This is a genomic window from Pseudomonas helvetica, assembly GCF_039908645.1.
GTDB lineage: Bacteria > Pseudomonadota > Gammaproteobacteria > Pseudomonadales > Pseudomonadaceae > Aquipseudomonas > Aquipseudomonas helvetica.
In genome coordinates this window covers 2,931,397-2,953,881 of the sequence record NZ_CP150917.1, presented here as the reverse complement: position 1 = coordinate 2,953,881, position 22,485 = coordinate 2,931,397, and the positions used below count along the sequence as shown (strand labels likewise).

General features: G+C 60.3%; 23 protein-coding genes. 20 read left to right on the top strand and 3 right to left on the bottom strand.

All coding sequences use genetic code 11. From position 1 onward, the window contains the following. Positions 1 to 118: 118 nt before the first annotated feature. The 19 genes from AABM55_RS13585 to yghX all read left to right on the top strand — a co-directional run bounded on the left by AABM55_RS13585 (position 119) and on the right by yghX (position 19,344). Complete coding sequence (locus AABM55_RS13585) at positions 119 to 1,177, top strand: LacI family DNA-binding transcriptional regulator (RefSeq protein ID WP_347929856.1); 1,059 nt, start codon at positions 119 to 121, stop codon at positions 1,175 to 1,177. A 350-nt stretch (positions 1,178 to 1,527) separates the two neighbouring features. Further along, the gene (locus AABM55_RS13580) at positions 1,528 to 2,364 is read left to right on the top strand and encodes an ABC transporter ATP-binding protein (protein ID WP_054598309.1); all 837 of its coding nucleotides are present in this window, start codon (positions 1,528 to 1,530) and stop codon (positions 2,362 to 2,364) included. A gap of 39 nt (positions 2,365 to 2,403) precedes the next feature. After that, complete coding sequence (locus AABM55_RS13575) at positions 2,404 to 3,405, top strand: ABC transporter substrate-binding protein (protein WP_347929855.1); 1,002 nt, start codon at positions 2,404 to 2,406, stop codon at positions 3,403 to 3,405. 28 nt (positions 3,406 to 3,433) lie between these two features. Beyond that, positions 3,434 to 4,210 carry an ABC transporter permease gene (locus tag AABM55_RS13570; RefSeq protein WP_054597071.1) on the top strand — a complete coding sequence of 259 codons (777 nt, stop codon included), beginning with the start codon at positions 3,434 to 3,436 and terminating at the stop codon, positions 4,208 to 4,210. After that, on the top strand, positions 4,207 to 4,974 hold the full coding sequence (locus tag AABM55_RS13565; protein ID WP_173859995.1) for an SDR family oxidoreductase: 768 nt from the start codon (positions 4,207 to 4,209) through the stop codon (positions 4,972 to 4,974). Before AABM55_RS13570 ends, AABM55_RS13565 begins: the two co-directional genes overlap by 4 nt. 13 nt (positions 4,975 to 4,987) lie before the next feature. Then, positions 4,988 to 5,551, top strand: a complete 564-nt coding sequence (locus tag AABM55_RS13560; protein ID WP_054597070.1) for a cupin domain-containing protein — start codon at positions 4,988 to 4,990, stop codon at positions 5,549 to 5,551. Positions 5,552 to 5,555: 4 nt separating this feature from the next. After that, complete coding sequence (locus tag AABM55_RS13555; protein WP_347929854.1) at positions 5,556 to 6,440, top strand: alpha/beta hydrolase; 885 nt, start codon at positions 5,556 to 5,558, stop codon at positions 6,438 to 6,440. After that, complete coding sequence (locus tag AABM55_RS13550) at positions 6,437 to 7,273, top strand: IclR family transcriptional regulator (protein WP_081013801.1); 837 nt, start codon at positions 6,437 to 6,439, stop codon at positions 7,271 to 7,273. Before AABM55_RS13555 ends, AABM55_RS13550 begins: the two co-directional genes overlap by 4 nt. A gap of 1 nt (position 7,274) precedes the next feature. Then, the gene (locus AABM55_RS13545) at positions 7,275 to 8,072 is read left to right on the top strand and encodes an SDR family oxidoreductase (protein ID WP_347929853.1); all 798 of its coding nucleotides are present in this window, start codon (positions 7,275 to 7,277) and stop codon (positions 8,070 to 8,072) included. Then, positions 8,065 to 9,747: a thiamine pyrophosphate-binding protein gene (locus AABM55_RS13540; protein ID WP_347929852.1), complete on the top strand. Its 1,683-nt coding sequence runs from the start codon at positions 8,065 to 8,067 to the stop codon at positions 9,745 to 9,747. The genes AABM55_RS13545 and AABM55_RS13540 overlap by 8 nt, the downstream gene beginning before the upstream one ends. 10 nt (positions 9,748 to 9,757) lie before the next feature. Further along, positions 9,758 to 10,561, top strand: coding sequence for an aspartate dehydrogenase (locus AABM55_RS13535; RefSeq protein ID WP_054597066.1), 804 nt, complete (start codon positions 9,758 to 9,760; stop codon positions 10,559 to 10,561). A 10-nt stretch (positions 10,562 to 10,571) separates the two neighbouring features. Then, entirely contained in the window at positions 10,572 to 12,068 is a 1,497-nt protein-coding gene (locus AABM55_RS13530; RefSeq protein ID WP_347929851.1) for an aldehyde dehydrogenase, read from the top strand. Beyond that, a complete protein-coding gene (locus tag AABM55_RS13525) occupies positions 12,065 to 13,030 on the top strand; it encodes a VOC family protein (RefSeq protein ID WP_347929850.1) in 966 nt (321 codons plus the stop codon). Before AABM55_RS13530 ends, AABM55_RS13525 begins: the two co-directional genes overlap by 4 nt. Before the next feature lie 13 nt (positions 13,031 to 13,043). After that, the gene (locus tag AABM55_RS13520; RefSeq protein WP_347929849.1) at positions 13,044 to 14,186 is read left to right on the top strand and encodes an FAD-dependent monooxygenase; all 1,143 of its coding nucleotides are present in this window, start codon (positions 13,044 to 13,046) and stop codon (positions 14,184 to 14,186) included. A 91-nt stretch (positions 14,187 to 14,277) separates the two neighbouring features. Next, positions 14,278 to 14,505 carry a recombinase-like helix-turn-helix domain-containing protein gene (locus tag AABM55_RS13515; protein WP_027923567.1) on the top strand — a complete coding sequence of 76 codons (228 nt, stop codon included), beginning with the start codon at positions 14,278 to 14,280 and terminating at the stop codon, positions 14,503 to 14,505. A 21-nt stretch (positions 14,506 to 14,526) separates the two neighbouring features. Next, positions 14,527 to 15,561, top strand: coding sequence for an aromatic ring-hydroxylating dioxygenase subunit alpha (locus AABM55_RS13510; RefSeq protein WP_103314397.1), 1,035 nt, complete (start codon positions 14,527 to 14,529; stop codon positions 15,559 to 15,561). Positions 15,562 to 15,590: 29 nt separating this feature from the next. Continuing rightward, complete coding sequence (locus AABM55_RS13505) at positions 15,591 to 16,550, top strand: PDR/VanB family oxidoreductase (RefSeq protein WP_347929848.1); 960 nt, start codon at positions 15,591 to 15,593, stop codon at positions 16,548 to 16,550. A gap of 389 nt (positions 16,551 to 16,939) precedes the next feature. Then, entirely contained in the window at positions 16,940 to 18,169 is a 1,230-nt protein-coding gene (locus tag AABM55_RS13500; RefSeq protein WP_347929847.1) for a hypothetical protein, read from the top strand. Positions 18,170 to 18,456: 287 nt separating this feature from the next. After that, positions 18,457 to 19,344 (top strand): YghX family hydrolase, encoded by an 888-nt coding sequence (yghX, locus tag AABM55_RS13495; RefSeq protein ID WP_347929846.1) that lies wholly within the window; start codon positions 18,457 to 18,459, stop codon positions 19,342 to 19,344. Positions 19,345 to 19,414: 70 nt separating this feature from the next. On the opposite strand, the gene AABM55_RS13490 is transcribed toward yghX, so the two are convergent. Together AABM55_RS13490 and AABM55_RS13485 are read right to left on the bottom strand one after the other, a co-directional pair. Next, entirely contained in the window at positions 19,415 to 19,990 is a 576-nt protein-coding gene (locus AABM55_RS13490) for an antibiotic biosynthesis monooxygenase (protein WP_054597058.1), read from the bottom strand. 77 nt (positions 19,991 to 20,067) lie between these two features. Next, positions 20,068 to 20,712, bottom strand: coding sequence for a hydrolase (locus AABM55_RS13485; protein WP_054597057.1), 645 nt, complete (start codon positions 20,710 to 20,712; stop codon positions 20,068 to 20,070). A 176-nt stretch (positions 20,713 to 20,888) separates the two neighbouring features. On the opposite strand from AABM55_RS13485, the gene AABM55_RS13480 reads away from it, so the two are divergent. Next, positions 20,889 to 21,782, top strand: coding sequence for a LysR substrate-binding domain-containing protein (locus AABM55_RS13480; protein ID WP_347929845.1), 894 nt, complete (start codon positions 20,889 to 20,891; stop codon positions 21,780 to 21,782). Positions 21,783 to 21,812: 30 nt separating this feature from the next. Here the strand turns inward: AABM55_RS13480 and AABM55_RS13475 are convergent, their stop codons facing one another. Continuing rightward, on the bottom strand, positions 21,813 to 22,427 hold the full coding sequence (locus tag AABM55_RS13475) for a DJ-1/PfpI family protein (protein ID WP_347929844.1): 615 nt from the start codon (positions 22,425 to 22,427) through the stop codon (positions 21,813 to 21,815). Positions 22,428 to 22,485 lie beyond the last annotated feature (58 nt).

Sequence of the window (22,485 nt, the reverse complement as noted above, 5' to 3'; positions counted from 1 at the left end):
GTTATGAGTGGTGCTGTTTCGCTCGGAGAAATCCTAAGTTGCCAGGGTGCACGACTGCTATAGTCCTGCAGCCATACCTGTCAGAACCCGTCAAAAACATTAAAGAGCCTTTCATTTCATGTCAGAGACCCATCACCCGGCCGGCCGTCGTTCAACCATGGAAGATGTCGCCGAGGCCGCCGGCGTTAGCCTGTCCACCGTGGATCGGGTGATGAATCTGCGTGCCAACGTTCGCGCCGATACTGCGCGGCGCATTGCCGAAGCCGCTGCCCGGCTGGGCTTCTACGGTCGCAATGTGATCGAGCAACGCCTGCTTCAGCAGCGACCGACCGTACGCCTGGGGTTTCTGCTACAAAAGCGTGGCGTGGCGTTTTATCAAGGGCTGGCCAAGGCCTTGGCCGAGGCAGCGGCATCCAGCGTCCGCGCCCAGGTTCGGGTGATGATTCATTACATCGATGACCTCGCCCCGGCCGCCACTGCACAACGCATCCTCAAGCTACAAGGAGAGGTCGATGCTCTGGGTTTGGTGGCGGCAGATCATCCCGCCGTGCGCGAAGCGATGGCGCAGTTGCGTGCCGCCGGCATTCCCGTTGTTGCTCTGGTTTCCGAGCTGAGTGCGTCGGCTGGCGCCAGCTATGTCGGTGTCGACAACCGGTCAATGGGGCGCACGGCTGGTTGGTTCATCAAGAACCTGGCGCCCCACGCGGGGCCTGTGGCGGTGATGGTAGGAACGCAGCGTTTTCAGTGCCAGGAACTGTGCGAAATGAGCGTGCGCTCCTTTCTTGCGGAGCAATCCCAAGACTGGGAGCTATTGGCAACACGCCTCACCCTGGAGGACGAAGAGTTCGCCTATGCCGGCACGCTCGACCTCCTGAGCAGTCAGCCCGACCTTGTCGGCTTGTACGTGGCCGGCGGCGGTATCGAGGGCGTCATCAACGCCCTGCGCGAGCTGAAAGCCCAGAACGTCGCGCTTCCCACAGTTGTATGCCACGACCTGACACCCATCACCCAAGCGGCCCTGCGTGACGGCATTGTTCAAGCCGTACTGTCGCATCCCGTCGTGGCACTGGCGCAGACTGCCGTGAACGTGATGGTGGATGCAGCGATAGACCCATCGTCAGCCATCGCCACGAAGCTCATGCTTGCACTTCAGATTGACGTGTCTGAAAGCGTTTAGAGACCAAGCGATAACAGGAACGAAACTCTCAACTGCACAACGCACATTCAGCAGTTCGTTTCATATTTAAAACAAATCCGTCATTTCCTCGCATCCGGCGTTACCTATAAAAGCGCCCCCTTCTCGTAATTCCCCCTGCCCTACACATTCAACGTGCAATTTCGTGCCATATAAGAAACCACGTTTTATATATGAAACATCCAATAAATACTGAATTTTCAGTAACTCATTAATAAGAAAGGGTTTTTAAACAAAAAACCAACTTGGCAAGTCTCTGGCATTGTTCATGCACTAAACAACGTATCACCTATAAAACAGACCAGAGACCCTTTCCAATGGCTGTGAACGAGATGTACGCCATCGCCCCTCAATGGAATAAGCCCGCTCCCAAGGAAGATCAGGAGCCCACCGAAATTGAATTTCGCAATGTCGGCAAATGTTTCCCGGCCAAAGGAAAGTCCGAAGCGCCATTTGCCATTCGCGAGGTCAACTTCAAGATTCGCCGCGGTGAAGTGGTGTCGATCATCGGCCCTTCCGGTTGCGGCAAGAGCACCATTCTCAATATGGGCTCCGGGCTGTATCGGCCGACCGAAGGCGAGGTCTTCGTCGCTGGTGAAGCGGTCACCGGCCCGGTCCGTCAGGTCGCGTTCATGCTGCAAAAAGACCTGCTGATGCCGTGGCGCAGCATTCGTCGCAATGTCGAACTGGGTCTGGAAATTCAAGGTGTGCCGGCGGCCAAGCGTCAGGCCGTAGCCAAAGATCTGCTCGATCGTTGCCACCTGCAAGGCTTTGCCGACCACTACCCGTTCCAGCTGTCGGGTGGCATGCGTCAACGCGCTGCCCTGGCTCGCACCCTGGCCATCGACCCGCAAGTGCTGTTCCTCGACGAACCGTTCTCGGCCCTCGATGCGCAGACCAAGATGATCCTGCAGCAGGACATGGCGCGGATGCTGTTCGATGAAAAGAAAACCGCTCTGTTCATTACCCATGACCTGATCGAAGCCATTGCCATGTCCGACCGGCTGCTGGTCATGAGTGCCCGCCCGGGCACCATCATCGAAGAGATCACTGTCGATTTGCCGTTTCGTGACAACCCGCTGGAGCGCCGCAAGCTGCCGGAAATCGGCCCGCTGGTCGGTCGCCTGATGGAGTTGCTGCAAGTCGGCGAAGACACCGAGCTGCATTGATCAACGCCGTTGTGGCCATCAACCGAATCAGGAGTACGCATGTTCAAGTCTCTGTTTCAACGCTTCAGCCAGGTCACCGGTATCGCGCTCGGCCTGGGCATGGCTTTCGCCGCCCAGGCGCAGTCGACCGACGTGACTTACTTGTTGCCGGCGCCGCCGAACCTACCGGCGTTCGCCCCGTGGATCATCGCGCAGCAGAAGGGTTACTACACCGCCCAGAACCTGAACATGACCTTCATCGCTGCCAAGGGCGGTGTGGATGTGGCGAAACAGATCGGTGCCGGTAACGCCATGCTCGGCGGTGCTCTGGGTGATACCCCGATTGTGGTGCGGGCCAACGGTATTCCAGTGCGCGCCGTCGCGGTGCTGGGCGCCGGCGGCGTGACGATGATTGCCACCAATGCAGCCGAAAACATCAACTCGATCACCGACCTCAAAGGCAAGACGATGACCGTGATGTCCTACTCGGACACCACCTACTACGCCTTGCTCGCCTCTCTACGCCGAGCCGGCCTGAGCAAAAACGATGTGAACATTCAGGCAGCCGGGCCTTCGGGCGTCTGGCAGTTGTTCTCGGCCGACAAAGCCCAGGCAATGGCCGGCGTGCCGGACTGGGTGGTCAACGCCGAAGAAGCCGGCGCGAAGATCAAGCTGATCCCTCAATCGCAGATTTTCGAGAGCATGGCCCAGGCGATCCTCGCTTCCGACGATGCCATCGAGCATCACCCCGAGATTGTTCGCGGCGTGGTCCAGGCCACCCTGCAAGGCATGCGCGACATCATTCAGGACCCCAAAGCCGCCGCGGTCACCTTCGCCAAGGCTGTCCCCGCCTATGCCGGCAAGGAAGCGTCGCTGGAGAAAATCTTCAGGCTCTACGTCGAGCATGTCTATGCCAATCAGGCCGTTCTGGGCCGAATCGATCCGGCACGACTTGAAGCGGTCCGTCAGTTCTACGTCAGCGAAGGCATCGTCAGCCATGAGCCAAAACTCGACGAGCTGTACACCAATCAATTCATCGACACCCAAACAGCCGCGCAATAACGGCGAGTGACAACAAGGTACCGACACGATGAAAAACCTTAATAACTCCGTGCTGGGCAGCGTTGCACTGCTGATCCTGTTCCTGGTGCTCTGGCAGTGGGGCCCGGGACTGCTCGGCATGCCCGAATTCGTCATGCCGCAACTGAGCCGTGTGGCCCAGGAAAGCCTGGTGATGTGGCAAACCGGAGGTCTGCTGCAACACACTCTGATTACCGCGTTCGAAATCATTGTCGGCTTCGGTCTGGGAGCCCTGCTCGGCGTGGCCATCGGTGTCTCGCTGGGACTCTCGCCCGCCGCCGAAGCCATGCTGTCGCCCTACATTCTGGCGCTGCAAATCGCCCCGAAAGTCGCCTTCGCTCCGCTATTTGTCATGTGGCTGGGCTACACCATCTATCCGAAGATCCTGATCGCCATCCTGATCGTGTTCTTCCCGGTGATGATCAACGTACTGTCGGCGATCCGCACCGTTGACCCGGACATGATCAACCTCGTCCGGACGATGAACGCCAGCCGCTGGCAGATCTTTCGCCTGGTGGAATTCCCTTCGGCCATGGCCGCACTGTTCTCCGGCCTGCGCATAGCGTCGACCCTGGCCGTGATCGGCGTCACCGTCGGTGAACTGGTCGGTGGCAACCAGGGCCTGGGCTTCCTGCTGGTCGATGCCGAAGGCCAGGGCAATACCGCGGGTGTGTTCGTGGCCATCGTCATGCTCACGCTGATCGGTGTACTCGCTTATGGCGCGGTGGTCTGGACCGAGAAACGCGTCCTGCACTACATGCCCAAAGCCATGCTGAGTACCCAATGATGACGACCCTCAATCGTTTGCTCGAAGGCCGTCGGGTGCTGGTCACCGGTGGCGCCCGCGGGTTGGGTTATGCCTTTGCCCAGGCCATCGGCCGGGCCGGCGCCCACGTGGTGATCGCCGACATTCTCGCCGAGCGTGTTCAGCAATCGGCCGCCGAGCTGGTCGCCGAAGGCCTGACCGTTCATGGCGTGGCCGTCGATCTGGCGCAACCCGACTCGATCGACACCTGCGTGGCTGAAACCACCCGGCTGCTGGGTGGCCTCGACGGTCTGGTGAACAACGCCTCGATCACCAATTCCGGTGGCAAGACGTGCGAAGAGCTGAGCCTCGATACCTGGGATCAGGTCATGCACGTCAATGTCCGCGGCACCTGGCTGATGACCAAGGCGTGCCTGCCGGCCCTGCGCGCCAGCGGTCATGGCGCCATCGTCAACCTGGCATCCGACACGCCGCTGTGGGGCGCGCCGAACCTGCTGGCGTATGTCGCAAGCAAGGGCGCAATCATCGCCATGACCCGCAGCCTGGCCCGCGAACTGGGTACCGACAACATCACGGTCAACGCCATCGCGCCTGGCCTGGTGCTGGTCGAAGCCACCGCCTATGTGCCTGAAGCACGTCACCGTTTGTACAACGAGCAGCGGGCCATTCAACGCCCGCAACTCCCCGAGGACGTCAGCGGCGCCGTGCTCTTCGCGCTGTCCGACCTCGCCCGTTTCATCACTGGACAAACCCTGCCGGTCAACGGCGGGTTCGTAATGCCTTGATCAGGAGACTGCCATGACTAATCTATCTGCACACTCATCTGCACATTCATCTGAGCAGCAAGACGCCCCGAAAAGCTGGGAACAGCCGGCCGGCAGTGACCTCGAAAGCTGGATGAACACCCGTATCGCCCGCTACGAAACGCGTCAGTACGATTGGAACGCGCTGAAATTCCAGGCCGACTACGACCCGAAATTCCGCCGCGCACAAATGCGTTACATCGGTACCGGCGGCACCGGTATCAGCACCGACATGAACACCATTCCCTCGGAGAACTTCACGTTCTCCACCATGGTGATTCCGGCCGGTCACGAAGGCCCGCCGCACCTGCACACCGACGTTGAAGAAGTGTTCTTCGTGCTGCGCGGCAAACTCAAAGTGGTGATCGAAAAGGACGGTGAGCGCTTCGAAACGATCCTGACCGACCGTGACGTCATTTCCGTGCCACCGGGCGTGTACCGCGAAGAGATCAACATCGGCGATGAAGATGCGCTGATGTGCGTGATGCTCGGTGCGAAAAAACCGCTGACCCCGACCTACCCGCCAGAACACCCTCTGGCCTCGATCAAGCGCGGATAAGCCCATGTCGTACGCCATCGATAATCTCGTCCCGCCGCTCACGGCTGACCTCCAGGCGCAGCTGGCCCTGCACTTTCCTTTGCGTACGCTGGGGATCGCTGGCGGTCGCCAGGCCTTTCGCGAATGCGGAACCGGGCCGGCGATTGTGTTGTTGCACGGGATCGGCTCGGGCTCGGCGTCGTGGTTAGAGGTGGCGCAAGCGCTTGGCCAGAGCGCACATGTGATTGCCTGGGACGCTCCCGGCTACGGTGACTCCACGCCGCTGAGATCGCTGGCCCCCGACGCTTCGGACTACGCCGAACGACTGCTGCAGATGCTCGATGCGCTAGGCATCCAGCGCTGTGTGCTGGTCGGTCACTCGCTCGGGGCGATTACTGCCACAGCGTTCGCCAGCGGCGTGCACCAACAGCGGATCAGCCGGCTGGTGTTGATCAGTCCGGCCCGGGGCTACGGTCATCCATCGCGCGCCTTGCAGCGCCAGGAAGTGCGCAGCAAACGCCTGCAAGCCCTGGAACAACTGGGCATTCAACGCATGGCCGAACAACGCAGCGCCTACATGCTTTCGCCCACTGCCAGCCCAAAGGCACACGCCTGGGTGCAGTGGAACATGGCCCGGCTCAATCCCGATGGCTATCGCCAGGCCATAGAACTGCTGTGCAGCGAGGACCTGCTGCGGCACGCGCCACTGTCGATGCCTTGCGAAGTGCATTGCGGCGAAGCCGACGGCATCACCGCTCCCGAAAACTGCCTGCCCCTGGCCAAGGCCTTGGGAGGCACGTTCAACCTGATTACCGATGCCGGGCATGCCAGCCCCATCGAACAACCTTGTGTGGTGGCGGGCCGCTTGGCCTTTGCCATCAAAGAATCCCTGACAGGTGCATCGCTATGAACGATTCAGATCTGCTGAAGGATGCTCAGGACAAGTACATCGTGCCGGGCCTGGAGCGCGGATTGCTGCTGCTCTGCGAGTTCAGCCGGCGCAATCGCACGTTGACCGCGCCGGAACTGGCCCGGCGTCTGGCACTGCCGCGCTCGACGATCTTTCGCCTGCTGACGACACTGGAAACCATGGGGTTTGTCACCCGCAGCGGCAATGAATACCGCCTCGGCATGTCGGTGCTGCGCCTGGGCTTCGAGTACCTGGCCTCGCTGGAGCTGACCGAACTCGGCCAACCGCTGCTGGCCCGCTTGTGCGACCGCCTCAACTACCCGAGCAATCTGGTGGTGCGCGATGGCCGCTCGATCGTCTACGTGGCTAAAGTCTCACCACCGTCGGTGTTCTCCAACGCGGTGAATGTCGGCACTCGCCTCCCCGCCCACGCCACTGTCCTGGGGCGCATCCTGCTCGAAGACCTGTCGCTGGCCGAATTGCGTGAACTGTACCCGGAAGATCACCTGGAGCAATTCTCGCCCTGCACGCCGAAAACCGTGCTGGAGCTGTTTGACATGGTTCAAGCCGACCGTCAGCGCGGTTTCGTCAGTAGCGAAGGTTTCTTCGAGTCAGCGATTTCGACCGTCGCCGCCCCGGTGCGCGATCAGACCGGGCATATCGTCGCTGCACTGGGCGTGACGATTCCGACCGTTCAGATCGGTCACGTCAACTTCAACGAATTGCTCCTGCAGGTGCGTCGCAGTGCCGACGAGCTGTCGCGGTTGCTCGACTACAACAGCGCTGCCGCCCACGACGGCCAGAACCGCGTAACGGCCTTGATGAGGGATTGAGATGAGTCTCTATCAACTGCAAGACAGCACCGCAATCGTCACTGGCGGCTCTTCGGGGATTGGCCTGGCCTGCGTCGAGCTGTTGCTCGAAGCCGGCGCAGCCGTGGCCTTCTGCGGTCGCGACGAAAATCGCCTGCGCAGTGCCGAAGCCGGATTGCGTCAACGCTTCCCCGAGGCACGGTTGCTGGCCCACGTGTGCAATGTGCTCGACGCGGACTCGGTCAACGCCTTTGCCGCCGCCAGCCTGGCCGCACTGGGGCCGGCCAGCGTGCTGATCAACAACGCCGGACAAGGTCGGGTGTCGACCTTCGCCGACACCCCCGATAGCGCCTGGACCGAAGAGTTGCACTTGAAATTCTTCTCGGTGATCAACCCGGTCCGCGCGTTCAAGGCACAGCTTGAAAGCCAAGCGAACGCGGCCATCGTCTGCGTCAATTCGCTACTGGCCAGCCAGCCGGAACCGCACATGGTCGCCACCTCGGCCGCTCGCGCCGGGGTCATGAACCTGGTGCGTTCGATGGCCACCGAATTTGCCGGTGAAGGCATTCGGGTCAACGGCATTCTCATTGGCCTGGTCGAGTCCGGGCAATGGCGCCGACGTTTTGAAGCCCGCGAAGAGCGGGATCTTGACTGGACCCAATGGACCGCCCAACTGGCGCAACGCAAACACATTCCCTTGGGGCGTCTGGGCCTGCCGATTGAAGCGGCCCGCGCGATCCTGTTTCTGGCCTCGCCTCTGTCGGCTTACACCACAGGCAGCCATATCGATGTTTCTGGAGGCCTGTCCCGCCATGCGTAATGAAAATACTGTCACCGTTGGCGCTGCCATCACCGCGTTTCTCGAACAATGCGACGTCAAAGCCGCATTCGGCGTGATCTCGATCCACAACATGCCGATCCTCGATGCGTTCGCCGTTCGGGGCAACATCCGCTTCGTCATGGCCCGTGGTGAAGCCGGCGCCACCAACATGGCAGACGCCTATGCCCGCACCACCGGTGGTCTGGGCGTCTGCCTGACGTCCACCGGTACCGCGGCCGGTAACGCCGCCGGGGCCATGGTCGAAGCCCTGACCGCCGGCACGCCGCTGCTGCACATTACCGGACAGATCGAAACGCCGTACCTGGATCAAGAGTTCGCGTACATCCACGAAGCGCGTGACCAATTGACCATGCTCAAGGCCGTCTCGAAGGCCGCGTTCCGTGTGCGCAGCGTCGAAACCGCCATCAGCACCCTGAAGCTGGCCGTGCAAACCGCGTTGACCGCGCCTACCGGGCCGGTCAGCGTGGAAATCCCGATCGATATCCAGTCGACCTTTATCCCGATGCCGACCGACCTGTCTCCCCTGCCGATTCCGGTTGCCGTGCCCGCGCCCGAAGCGCTGGACCTGGTCGCCGAGCGTCTGGTCACGGCCACACGTCCACTGCTGTGGCTTGGCGGCGGCGCGCGGCATGCAGGCCCCCAAGTCAAGCGCCTGCTGGACATGGGCGTCGGCGTGATCACCTCGACCCAGGGTCGCGGTGTGGTCAATGAAGATGACGAACGCTGCCTTGGCGCGTTCTCGCAAAACAAACGGGTCGAGCAGTTCCTGCAAAGCTGCGATGCCCTGCTGATCGCCGGTTCGCGCCTGCGCAGCAACGAGACGTTCAAGTACGCGCTGAAATTGCCCCGCAATACCCTGCGTATCGACGCCAACCCGGCCATCGAAGGTCGCAGCTACAACAGCGAGCTGTTCATCTGCGGTGATTCGGCGCTGGCCCTCGAAGGCCTGGCCGACCGTCTCGAAGGTCGCCTGCAGATCGACCCGATGTTCCTCGCCGAACTCAAGGACGTCCGCGAAAAGTCCCGCACCCAACTGATGGCCGACCTTGGCCCGTACTCGGCCATGGTCGAGCAACTGCAAGCCCTTACCGGGCGCAATTTTTCCTGGGTTCGCGACGTCACGCTGTCCAACAGCATCTGGGGCAACCGCCTGCTGACCCTGTTCCATCCGCGCGCAGGCGTGCATGCGCTGGGCGGCGGCATTGGCCAGGGCCTGTCGATGGGTATTGGTGCCGCGGTGGCTGCTGCGCAAACGGCGCCTGAACGCAAGGTCTTCGCCCTGGCCGGTGACGGCGGTTTCATTCTCAACCTCGGCGAGCTGGCGACGCTGGTGCAGGAAAAGGCCAACGTGGTGATTCTGCTGATGAACGATCAGCGTTACGGCGTGATCCGCAACATTCAGGACGCGGTCTATGGCAGCCGTCACTGCTACGTCGACCTGCACACGCCGGACTATTCCAAGCTGTCTGAATCGCTGAACCTGCGCCACGGCCTCGTGACCGACCTGAAGGATTTCGGCAACGTCGTCGACAGCGCACTGGCTCAACCCGGGCCGTTCCTGCTGGAAGTCGACATGCTCAGCGTCGGCAGCTTTGCCACCCAGTTTGCCGGTCCGCCCAACAGCGAAACCAAAGCGCAGAAAGCCACGGCTTGAGGACTTCGTCATGTTGCATATCACCATGATCGGCTGCGGCGCCATTGGCGTCGGCGTGCTCGAGTTACTGGAGAAGGACCCGCAGCTGTGCGTTGATTACGTCATTGCCTCGGCCGGATCCGAAGAACTGGTGCGCCAGCGGCTGGCGTGTTTCAAACAGCCGCCGCAGGTGCTGACCGCGTTGCCAGCCGACGCCCGCCCCGACCTGCTGGTCGAGTGCGCCGGCCACCGCGCCATCGAAGAACATGTGCTGCCAGCGCTGGAGCGTGGCATTGCGTGCCTGATCGTCTCGGTCGGTGCGCTGTCCGAAGTCGGCCTGGTCGAACGCCTTGAAGCAGCGGCAGAACGTGGCCAGACCCGCATCGAATTGCTGCCTGGTGCCATCGGTGGCATCGACGCCTTGTCCGCGGCCAAGGTCGGCGGACTGGATTCGGTCAATTACACCGGTCGCAAACCGGCACGCGCCTGGAAAAACACCCCCGCCGAACAGGCCTGTGATCTGGACAGCATTACCGAAGCCACGGTGATTTTTCAGGGTAGCGCCCGCGAAGCGGCACGCCTTTATCCAAAAAACGCCAACGTCGCCGCAACCTTGTCGCTGGCCGGGCTCGGCCTCGATCGCACCCACGTGACGCTGATCGCCGACCCACTGAGCGAGGAAAACGTCCATCACTTCGAAGCGCGCGGCGCCTTTGGCGGTTTCGAATTGAGTTTGCGTGGCAAGCCGCTGCTGGCCAACCCGAAGACCTCGGCGCTGACCGTCTACAGCGTCGTCCGCGCCTTGGGCAACCACGCCCATGCAATTTCGATTTAGGGGACCGTCGATGACTCTCGAACAGACTTTACCGATCTGCATTGCCGGCGAATGGCGACTGGGTCGCGGCGAGCGCTACGCCACACGCTACCCCGCCACCGGCGAAGCGGTTGCCTGGCTCAATGCCGCCAGTGTCGAAGACGTCGAGGACGCCGTGCACGGCGCCCACCAGGCGTTTTTGCACAGCGGCTGGGCACAGCGCAAACCCCATGAACGGGCCAGCGTGCTGTATCGCATTGCCGAGCTGATCCGTCAGCGCAGCGAAGAACTGGCGCAATTGCAGCGTCAGGACAACGGCAAACCAATCAACGAAACCCGTGCTCTGGTCGCCAGCGCCGCCGGAACTTTCCAGTTCTTCGCCGCGGCCTGTGAAACCCTCGAAGAAACCATCACGCCATCGCGGGGTGATTTCGTCAGCATGAGTGTTTACGAGCCGATGGGGGTCATCGCCACGATCACGCCGTGGAACTCACCGATTGCCAGCGAAGCGCAGAAAGTCGCTCCGGCACTCGCTGCCGGCAATGCGGTGGTGATCAAACCGGCGGAAATCACCCCGTTGATGGCCTTGCAACTGGCGCGCATCTGCGAAGACGCCGGATTGCCGAAAGGTCTGCTCAGTGTGCTGCCTGGCAAGGGCTCGCTGCTCGGCGATGCGTTGACCCGTCATCCTCTGGTCAAGCGCGTGTCGTTCACCGGCGGCACTAAAACCGGCAAACACATTGCTCACATCGCCGCAGACAAGATGATGCCGGTGTCGCTGGAACTGGGCGGTAAATCACCGACCATCGTTCTCGATGACGCCGACCTCGACCATGCCGTGGCGGGTGTGCTGTACGGCATCTTCAGTTCTTCGGGCGAAGCCTGTATCGCCGGTTCGCGGTTATTCGTCGCCCGTGCTCTGTACGAGCCGTTCATGGCGCGTCTGGTAGCGGCGGCAACCGAACTGCGTGTCGGTGATCCGGCGGATGAGCGCACGCAAATGGGCCCGCTGATCAGCGCAGGCCACCGTGAGTCGGTCGAGCGCTACGTCGCGCTGGGGCTGGCCGAAGGTGGACGTTTGCTGCTCGGTGGGCAACGCCCGAGCGGTGGTGTTTACGACCAGGGCTATTACTACCCGCCGACCATCCTCGAAGGCTTGAACAACAGCCAACAGGTCTGCCAGGAAGAAATCTTCGGACCGGTGCTGGTGGCCATGCCGTTTGATGACGAAGCGCAATTAATCGAACAGGCCAACGACAGTTTGTATGCCCTCGCCGCCGGGATCTGGACGCGCGACTACAAACGCGCCTGGGCGCTGGGTCGAAAAATCCAGGCCGGCACGGTGTGGATCAACACCTACAAACAGTTCTCGATTTCCACCCCCTTCGGCGGCTGGCGCGACAGTGGCCTGGGCCGAGAAAAAGGTCGCCTCGGCATCCTGCAATACATGGAACAGAAGAGCCTTTATTGGGGCATGAATGAACAGCCACTGGCCTGGGCCGGTGTGCAACAAGAGGTAGGGTTATGAGCGTCTTAGGCATTGATGAAGTCACTTACGGCGTCGAGGACCTCGACACCAGTGCGCGTTTTTTCAGCGATTGGGGCCTGACAAAAGTCAGCGAGCAAGCCGACGAGGTGATCTTCGAAACCCTCAACGGCTGCCGAGTGGTGCTCGCCGACATCAACAAGGCAGGCCTGCCGCCCGCCATCGAAGCCGGTTCGACGGTACGCGAAGTGGTCTGGGGGGTTGAAAGCGCGGCTGATCTTGCGCTCTACAGCCAGCGCATCGCTCAGGATCCGGGTTTCATCAATGCCAATGGCCGTATCGGTTGCACCGACCCCAATGGCCTGGCGATCCGCCTGCAAGTGACCCGCAAGCGCGAACTGGAGATCGAGTGCAGCGGCCACAACACCTGGCAAACCAAAGGCCGAATCAACAAGGCCGCGCCGATCTACGAGCGCGCCACGCCGATCGAGGTCGGTCATGTGGTGTTTTTCGTCAAAGACGTGAACGCCTGCGAAGCTTTCTATCACGAGCGTTTCGGCTTCCAGGCCTCCGACCGCTATCCGGATCGCGGAGCCTTCCTGCGCACTGCCGAAGAAGGCGGTCACCACGACCTGTTCATGCTGCAACTGCCCGCCCCTCGTGCGGGCCTGAACCACGTCGCCTTCACCGTGCGCGACGTGCACGAAGTATTCGGCGGCGGCATGCACATCTCCCGCAGCGGCTGGGCAACGGAAATCGGCCCCGGTCGGCACCCGGTGTCTTCGGCGTTTTTCTGGTACTTCAAGAACCCGGCCGGCGCGCTGGTCGAGTACTACGCCGATGAAGACCAACTGACCGGCGAATGGCAGCCGCGCGCCTTTGAGCCTGGCCCGACGATGTTTGCCGAATGGGCGATTGCCGGCGGCATCGATGGCAATACCCGACGCCAGCAACATGTCGAAGCGCCGCAAGGCAAGTTCCTTACCGACAAACCGAAATCCTGAGCAGGAGTAGCCCATGTCTTCACTGAATATCGCGATTGCCGGTGCCGGTATCGGCGGCTTGACCGCCGCTATTGCGCTGCTCCGCGCGGGCCATAACGTCACCGTATTCGAACAGTCGAAAGCCTTCTTGCGGGTTGGTGCCGATATCAACCTGACACCCAATGCCGTACGCGCCCTGGACGGTCTGGGTGTTGGCGCCGCAGTGCGAATCCCGGCCGCGCGTCCAACGCATCGGATCAGCCGTATGTGGGACAGCGGCGAGGAAACCTCGCGCCTGGAGATGTCCGATACCGCCGAACATAAATACGGTGCGCCACAACTGACCATCCATCGTACCGACCTGCTTGCCGTGCTGGCGGACGTCTTTCCTCCAGATCAGGTGCAGTTTGGTAAACGCGCCGAGCAAGTCCTGCAAACCGCCGACGGTATCGAGTTGCGCTTCAAGGATGGCAGCCACCACGTCACCGACCTGCTGATCGGTGCTGATGGCATCCATTCGGTGGTGCGCAATGCGCTGTTCGGTGATGAACAACCGCGCTTTACCGGTGTGGTTGCCTACCGTGCCGTCGTCCCGGCCGAGCGCGTGGCCCATGTGCCGAACATTCAAGCGTTCACCAAGTGGTGGGGACCGACCCCGCAAAGCCAGATCGTGACCTTTCCCCTGAATCAGGGCCGGGACATCTTCATCTTCGCCACCACCGCCCAGGACAGCTGGCATGAAGAATCCTGGACCAGCGCCGGCGATGTCGACGAGTTGCGCAGCCACTACCAGGACTTCCATCCGGATGCTCTCGCCCTGCTCGACGCGTGCACCGAAGTGCTCAAGACCGCGTTGTATGAGCGTGATCCGCTGCCGTTCTGGTCCAAGGGTTCGATGACCTTGCTGGGCGATGCCTGCCATCCAATGATGCCGTTCATGGCTCAGGGCGCCGGCCAGGCTATCGAGGATGCGGTGGTGCTCGCTCGCCACCTGCAAGACCTGACCTGCACCTCGCAGATCGCTGACGGACTGCTCGCTTACCAGCAGGCACGACTGCAGCGCACCAGCCAGATACAGATCGGTTCGCGCGGCAATCAATGGCTCAAGGACGGTGGCAATGCCGACTGGGTGTATGGCTACGACGCCTGGGCCGTGCCGACATCAAGCGCGGCCTAGGACATATTCAGCAGCGAATGCTTCCCAGCGTATGACTTTATCCCCGTGCGCGAAATGATCTGCGAACGGGTACAAAACGGAGGTCAATGAGATGAGCAATACCGAACCCTACCTGGAGCCACATCAGGCCCGTAAACGGCCCAACACCCAATTCGAAGAGTTGCTCGGCGACTCCATCGAACGCGCCTTTGGCAATGGGGTGACCGAGTTGCCCGACCTGCTCGCGCACCTGAACCTGGCCGGGCCGCCCTGCCCGCTGACCACCGGAGAGTGGACCGCGGACGCCTATAAAACCCTGATGGCTCGGCTGGGCGAATGACCCACCGGAGGTAAATAAGAAATGACTATGAATACAACCGTCGATCCTGCCGAAAACCTCTTGGCCAATGGTTTGAAGAACCTTTGGTTCCCGGTCCTGCCATCCGATCAGTTGGGCGAAAAACCAGTGTCGATCCGCCGACTGGGCTACAAAATCGCCTTGTGGCGCGACAACGACGGCAGCGTCCACGCCCTCGAAGATCACTGCCCGCATCGCGGCGCGCCATTGTCCCAGGGCCCGGTGCTGGGCGATCGCCTGCAATGCCCTTATCACGGCGTCGAAGTACGCTGCGACGGCACCGTCACCAAAGTCCCCGGCAGCCCGGGATGCAAGCTCGAAGGCAGCCGCCCGACGCGGATGTTCCACACCCGTGAAGCCGCCGGCGCAATCTTTCTCTACAACGCTGCCGAACCGCACGTCGACACTCCGCCGGAACTGGTCCTGCCCGAGCAACTGACCTCCCCTGAATGGAGCAGCTTCGTTTGCTACACAGAGTGGAAAGGCGACTACCGCTACGTCATCGATAACGTCATGGACCCGATGCACGGCACCTACCTGCACAAGATGTCGCACTCCATGAGCGAAGGCGAAGCTACTGCCAAGTTCGTCACCCGCGACACGGACAATGGTTTCTTCTTCGAGAAGGAAGGCCAGCGCGGGGTGAATTTCGACTGGACCGAGTTCATGGACAATGGCTGCCATTGGCTGCGTCTGGAAATCCCTTATCCGAAAACCGGTGGCCCGGGCGGCAACTTCACCATCATCGGCAGCTACACGCCGAGCAGCCGTTCGTTGTCGGCGGTGTTCCACTGGCGTTGCCGTCCGCTGACCGGCTGGCAGCGCGACACCTGGCGCTTCCTCTACAAGAATCGTCTGGAAGCACGGCACTGGGCAGTGCTGGAACAGGATCGGGTGTTGCTCGAATTCATGGAGCCGGACGCCAACCAGCGGGAAAACCTCTACCAGCATGACCTCGGTGTGGTGCGTCTGCGTCGCTACCTGAAAAACGCTGCCAAGGCCCAACTGGAGTTGATCGACGCGAAGCAGTTGCCATGAATCTGCCTATTGTCGAAAAGAGGTGAACGATGTCCCATTCCTCCCCCCTCACCGCGCTCGTGCATACCTTGCGCTACGAAGCCGAAGGCATCATCAGTGTCGAGTTGCGGCCGTTTGGCGACACGGTGTTCGCCCCGTTCGACGCCGGCTCGCACATTGACCTGCATTTGCCCAATGGTTTGGTGCGCAGTTATTCGCTGCTCAACTCGCCGACCGATCAAGGCCGTTATGTGATCGGTATCCTGCGCGATCGCAACAGCCGTGGCGGCTCCGAATACGTACACGGGCACTTGCGAGTCGGCATGCAACTGCCGATTTCATCCCCGCGCAATAACTTCCAGCTCGACCTGAGCGCCAGGCACAGCGTACTGGTGGCCGGCGGTATCGGCATCACGCCGATCTACTGCATGTTCCGCCAGCTGCTGGCACTGGGAAAATCCGCCGAGCTGATCTACTGCGCCCGGTCGCGGCAGGAGGCCGCGCTGGTGGAAGAGCTCAGTGGCCTGAGCGCCAACGTGCTTTACCACTTCAACGACGAAAAGGGCATGCCGCCAGACCTGAGTGCCTATCTGGCGGATCAGCCCAGCGACACGCACTTCTATTGCTGCGGTCCAACGCCGATGCTCGATGCGTTCGAAAGCACCTGCGAAGGCCTCGGCTATCCCCATGCGCATATAGAGCGCTTCGCGGCGGCCGAACTGCCGCCGTCCGAAGACGCGCAGAGCAGTTACAGCGTCGAGCTGAAAAAATCCGGCAAGACGCTTTCGATTGAGCCGGGTTTGAGTTTGCTCGACGTGTTGCTTGAGGCGGGCTGCGACATTGAGCACAGCTGTCGCGAAGGGGTTTGCGGTTCGTGCGAAACACGGGTTCTGGAGGGCGATATCGACCACCGCGATGGCGTACTGACCAAAGCCGAGCGCGCGGCGAATAAATCGATGATGGTGTGTGTATCGGGATGCAAGAGTCGGCGACTGGTACTTGATCTATAACACCGGGTTCAACTTTATCGAATAAACAGGCCGACATTTTTGTCGGCCTTTTTTATGGACGTGAAATAAAGACGCACAACAATGTGCAGTTTCGTTACCCCCTGAGGCCTACGTTTCACGGGCAACACAAAAAAACATGTTCCACGTATAAACAATTGTTTTTATTGAAATTATTACCTGCAACGGAAGAAGTCGGCAGTTGGCATAATTTCTGCTCTATCCCCCATAAGTTTATAGGCTATACGCCGTATTACCCATGAAACAGTAAAACAAAAAAAACGCACTCACTACCGCAACACTCGACGTCATCCGCCCATTGCCACATTAAAGGCAAGCGGGAAAGTGTTGCCGATCATTGTGCAGTGCTCAACTTTGCAGGGGAGTTCAATATGAAGAATCACGTTATATGCCTGGGGCTGATGATGACCAGTTGCATCAGTTTCGCTGGCGAACCCGGTCCTGCCTCGCCGGAGACGTCGAGTACCGCTAAAAAGCCGTTTCCGCATATCGCCTGGCGTAGCGATGATGGCGAAAGTAGCCTGGATATCGGCGGTGCCCTGCGGACCAACTACCGCGACGAACATTGGACCACCACTGAAAACAATGGCCGGTTTCTCTTCGACACGTTCCGCCTCGATGTGCAAGCGACCTACAAGAACCTCTTCAGTGATGTCGGCTACTGGTTCCAGGATGACGGCAAACGCTCCGTCGATCGTGGCTTCGTCGGCTATCGCCTGAACAGCAATTCAAACCTGCAAGTGGGCGCACCGTTCAAGCCGTTTGGCCTGGAACCGTATCCGCAGTTTGGCTGGAGTTATCACCTGCCCTTTTTCATGGGCTATGGCGTAAGCGCCGGCTCGGGTTTGAAGTACAGCTACAAGGATAAGGACTGGGATGTGCAACTCGCGTATTTCCCACGGATGTTGCCTTCCGACATTCGCTACTCGCCGGAAATCGGGCGTTTCGCCGACCTCAAGGACAATGCGATTCCCGCCATCCAGTCACGCCAGGACAACGAAAAACACAACCAGGTCAACGCCCGCGTCGCGCGCACCTTTGTCAACGATGGCTGGAAAACCGAAATCGGCGCGTCACTAGCTGCCGCCCAGCTGTACAACGCCACCACCAAAGAAGACGGCGACTACTGGGCCGGCGGCATTCACGCCATCATCAACGCAGGCCAATGGACCGTCTCCACCCAGGGCATCCGCTACGAGTACGATCCGAAAAACCCGGCCGGTGTCAGTAACGACTCAGTGCTGATGGGCGGTAACGGCCTGACACCCGCGTACCTGATTGCCGCCAAAGCCACCATTGCTTCGCTGAACGTCAGCTACGACATCCTCACGCCCAAACTGGGTCAGTTGAAAAAGATCAAGCTGTACAACGACTACAGTCGCCTGATGAAAGACCAGAAAGGTTGGGACGACTCGCAGATGTACACCGTCGGTGCGCAGTTCCTGGCCATGCCGATCATGGCCTGGGTCGACCTGACCTGGGCGAAAAATGCCAACCCCTACGGCGGTGCGGAAAACGGCTCCGGCTTTACCAACACCAGTTCGATCGGCAGCAATGCCTGGTATTACCGGACCAATGTCAACATCGGGTATTACTTCTGACTATTACTGCAGCTGCTGCAGCAATGAACTGCAACTGCCCTGACTAGTGCTTGTGCATTGACTCTTTAGACTCCCGATACGACCAATGTGTATCTGGAGTTCCAAATGGTTAGCACCGTGACAATTCAGGAAACTGGCGGGCCTCAGGTTATTTGCGCAAGGCGCGCCATGGCAGTTGCTTGAGCCGTAGGGTTTGGTTGCCGAGCTGCAACAAGGCCGAATTATTGTCTACGCTGCATTGCTGGACATCACACTGGCAACCCGGTTGATTCAAAGGGAGCGCACAGATGAACCGTCTTACTGCAAAAGATTTTGCCCCTGAACTGCTGGAACTCTACGACTACTACGCCCACGGCATGATCAACAGGCGAGAGTTTCTGGATCGGGCGGTGTTGTTCACGTTAGGAGGTTTAACGGCCAGCGCACTCCTCGCCGCCCTGAGCCCCAACTATGCGCTCGCCGAGCAGGTGCCCATTACCGACCCGGACATCATCGCCGAATACCTCACCTATCCCTCACCCAAGGGACACGGGCACGTCCGTGGCTATCGGGTGCGCCCGGCGAAAGCCAGCGGCAAGGTGCCGGCAGTGGTGGTCGTGCATGAAAATCGCGGGCTCAATCCCTACATCGAGGATGTCGCCCGACGGCTGGCCAAGGCAGGATTCATCGCCCTCGCCCCCGACGGCCTGACATCGGTCGGAGGTTATCCCGGCAACGATGAAAAGGGTCAGGAACTGCAGCAGACTGTCGACCCTGAAAAGCTCATGAATGACTTTTTCGCCGCCATCGAGTGGCTGATGAAGGATGACTCGACTACTGGAAAAATCGGCATCGTCGGGTTCTGTTATGGCGGTGGCGTCGCCAATGCCGCGGCCGTGGCCTATCCAGAATTGGGTGCTGCCGTGTCCTTTTATGGCCGCCAGCCGAAGGCTGAAGAGGTCATCCGTATTCAAGCACCTCTGCTACTGCACTATGCCGAACTGGACGCGCGGACCAATGAAGGATGGCCCGCCTTTGAGCAGGCGTTGAAAGCTGCCGGCAAGACTTACGAAGCCTACATCTACCCTGGCGCTAACCATGGTTTCCATAACGACTCCACGCCTCGATACGATGAAGCCGCCGCCAGGCTTGCCTGGAGCAGGACGCTGGATTGGTTCCGGCGGTACCTGGCTTAGCGTTGAAAACGTCCGCAACACGAGAACTTGCGCACGGTCAGTGAGGCGTTGCACCCGGCAGGAACCTCGCTCAGGAACCGGATCGCGGCTGCAGCCACTTTCCAAACAGACGTGTCACCCGAGGCATGAACACGTAGACCACCAACAGCACAATGCTGGCCGTGATCAGCACATTGCCTTGCACATAGCCGCCCAGCCAGGGCACCCAGCCAAACAACGGTTTGAACAGCATCGGCACCAGAAAGCTCAGGGGCAGGATGACCAAAAAGGTCACGCAGGCCTGCTTCCAGCGCGGTGGGGGCGGCGCAGCCTCATCAGTCGGAGTAAACCAGAACTCACGGTCGGCCTTGACCTCGGTCTGGTCGCCATCCGCGAGCAATGGCCGCGCCTCTTCTACCAGCTTGCGGCGATCCTCGGAATCGAGCCAATGCTGCAACTGTTCGGTCGTGGCGAAGCGCAGCACACTGGTGAACTGCGCCAGCCCCTGGCTTTGTCCGCGCATCACATCAATGCCCAGATGCCCTGGATACGTGCGCGCTATGGCGATGGTGTGACGCAACCAGTTTTCATACGCCTCATCCCCACCCTTTTTGACCCGATGGCGCACCAGCAGTGTGACCACGCCTTCCGACAATTCGATGTTCATGACTGACTCTCCGAGCAGGCCCGTTGGCAGTGACGGCGCAGCGAACTGCGCCGTTGAGCAACGGTTTTTTTCGCGGCTTACTTGACCTGACGTTGCGGCGCCTTGTGCACCATGGTGTAAGCGTAATCCACGCCCATGCCGTAGGCACCACTGTGCTCGCGCACCAGGTCCATCACTGCGTCGTAAGTCTCTTTGTGTGCCCAGTCACGTTGGTACTCGAGCAACACTTGCTGCCAGGTCACCGGCACCGCACCGGCCTGGATCATCCGCTGCACCGACATGTCGTGAGCTTCTTTGGTTGTCCCGCCCGATGCGTCAGTGACGATGTACACCTCGTAGCCTTCGGCCAGCGCTTCCAAAGCCGGGAAGTTCAAGCACACCTCAGTCCAGAGCGCGGCCATGATCAGCTTTTTGCGACCGGTGGCCTTCACCGCTTCTACCAGTTTTTTATCTTCCCAGGAGTTCATCGAGGTGCGCTCGATGGGCTGATGATCGGGAAACACACTAAGCAATTCCGGCCAGATGTAGCCGCTGAAGCTTTCGGTTTCGACCGACGTCAAAATGGTCGGCACGTTGAAGATCTTCGCAGCTTTGGCCAGTGCAACGGTGTTGTTCTTCAAGGTCTGACGATCGATCGATTGCACGCCGAAGGACATCTGCGGCTGGTGGTCGATCAGGATCAGAGCGGAGTTGGTTGGGTTGAGCAATTCACGAATAGACATGGCGTGTTCCTTTTGATGTCGCTGTTCTGGATAGATGGGTTCGTTTGGCTGCAAGGCTCGGTGCGTACTCCGGTTGGAGGTGATGTGCTACCGGCTTGGAACCTAATGTAGTTTCTGGATAAAACCGAAACAATTACCTAAAATGCATAATCATTATTTCCAAAATAGGGACAGTCTTGGACCGGATCGAATGCATGCGTGCTTTTGTCGCCACCGTCGGAGCAAACGGCTTTGCCGCCGCAGCCCGAGCGATGGATGTGCCACGCTCAAAAGTCAGCAAACAGATTCAGGCGCTGGAAGAGGCCATCGGTGTGCAGTTGCTGCAGCGCACGACGCGCAGCCTGCACCTGACCGAGGCCGGCGCGGAGTACTACGAAGCGGCCCGCGAAGTGATCGCGTCCGTGGACGAAGCCGAGCAACGGGCGCGTAACGGCATTGGCGAGCTACGCGGCGTGCTGCGGGTCAACGCGCCGATGTCGTTCGGTCTGCGGCGACTCGGGCCGCTGATCCCGTTGTTTCATGAGCAGCATCCGAACATTGAGCTGCAACTGGTCCTGAGCGACCAGCAGGTCGACCCGGTACGCGGCGGCTTCGATGTGACCATCCGCATCGCGAGCCTGCCGGACTCCTCCCTGGTGGCCCGACTGCTGGCGCCCGCTCCGCGGATCATGGTCGCCTCCCCGGCCTATCTTGAGCGCGCGGGTACACCGCAAACGCCAAAGGACCTGAGCACCCACCAATGCCTGAATTATGGCTACCTGCAGAGTGGCGTCAGCCTGCAATTGAGCAACGGCCACGAGACGCAGCGCGTACACGTCACCGGTCCTCTGCATGCCAACAATGGCGACCTGCTGGCCCAGGCCGCAGAAGCCGGCATGGGGATCGCCTTGCTGCCGAGCTTCATTGTCGAAGAGGCTTTGGCGGCTGGCAGGCTGGTCGCCGTGTTGTGCGAATGGCAGGCCCCGCCGATCACCATCAACGCGGTCTACTCGTCTGCACGTCGGGTTCCGCAGAAGACCCGGGCGTTTATCGAGTTTTTGGTGACGCAGCTTGCGCAAAAGCCGAGTTGAGTCGGCGGTTTGATTCTCGCTGTAATCGCCTCAAGCAACCTGCCCATCGGGCAGATACGCGGCGATATTGCGCATTGCGCGCTCAACGTACTGTTCTTTTTCCCCGACTGGCGCGACGTAGTGCAGTGCACTTTCTGCCGCTTCGACGCCTTCCAGACGGGCAATGATCCAGGCCGCAAGATAGACCGAAGCGAGGCATCCACCGGCGGTGGCGATGTTGCCTTTGGCGAAGAACGGCTGGTTAAGGACATCGATGCCAGCCGCCTGGACCCACGGTTTCGTCGTCAAGTCCGTGCAGGCTGGTACACCCTCCAGCAAGCCAAGCTTGGCCAGCACCAGCGTGCCGGAACATTGCGCACCCAGGAGCTGCTTCGAGGGATCAAGTTGTAACTGCGCCATAAGGGCGGTATCAGCCACCACCTCGCGAGTCTGCATGCCGCTCCCGACAATCACCGCATCGGCTTCGCTCGCCTCGCGAAGCGTTGCCTGGGATTCGATCACCACTCCGTTCATTGAACGGACACGGGCCGCAGGGCTGGCAATCGACACGCGCCAACCAGGTTTCTTGATGCAGTTAAGTACGCCGAGTGCGATCAGGGAGTCGAATTCGTTGTAGCCTTCGAAGGTGAGAATGGCGATATGCATGGTTGAGCCTTCCTGCAAATGTGGCTGGTATCCGCCTGAGGGAGGCGGTTGTACAGGC